Source organism: Corallococcus sp. AB049A (assembly GCF_003668885.1).
Classification (GTDB): Bacteria; Myxococcota; Myxococcia; order Myxococcales; family Myxococcaceae; genus Corallococcus; species Corallococcus interemptor.
Genome location: NZ_RAWL01001064.1, coordinates 1 through 456, shown reverse-complemented (window position 1 = coordinate 456; position 456 = coordinate 1). Strand labels below are relative to the sequence as shown.

Below are 456 nucleotides of genomic sequence, written 5' to 3'. Positions count from 1 at the left end.
GACCACGTCCTTGGCGTACGTCTGGCGGAATTCGAAGGCCAGCTGTGCGGCGAACACCACTGCTTCCGGGTCATCGCCGTTCACGTGCAGCACCGGCGCGGCGATCATCTTCGCCACGTCGGTGGCATAGCGCGTGGAACGCGTATCCAGCGGGTTGGAGGTGGTGAAGCCGACCTGGTTGTTGACCACGATGTGCACGGTGCCGCCGACGGCGAAGCCGCGGGCCTGTGACATCTGGAACAGTTCCATGACCACGCCCTGGCCGGAGAAGGCCGCGTCGCCGTGGATCAGGATCGGCATGACCTGCTTGCGCGCGGTGTCCTTGCGGCGCTCCTGGCGCGAACGCACGGAACCGGCCACGACCGGGTCGGCGATTTCCAGGTGCGACGGGTTGAACGCCAGCGCCAGGTGCACCGGGCCGCCATCGGTGGCGACGTCGGCGGAGAAGCCCATGTG

The 456-nt window shown here is 67.5% G+C and carries 1 protein-coding gene; it reads right to left on the bottom strand.

Annotated features, from left to right (window positions below; translation table 11 throughout):
• Positions 1–456, bottom strand: a 456-nt coding sequence (locus D7X55_RS46325; RefSeq protein WP_233610449.1) for a thiamine pyrophosphate-dependent enzyme, incomplete at both ends; no start/stop codon positions are given.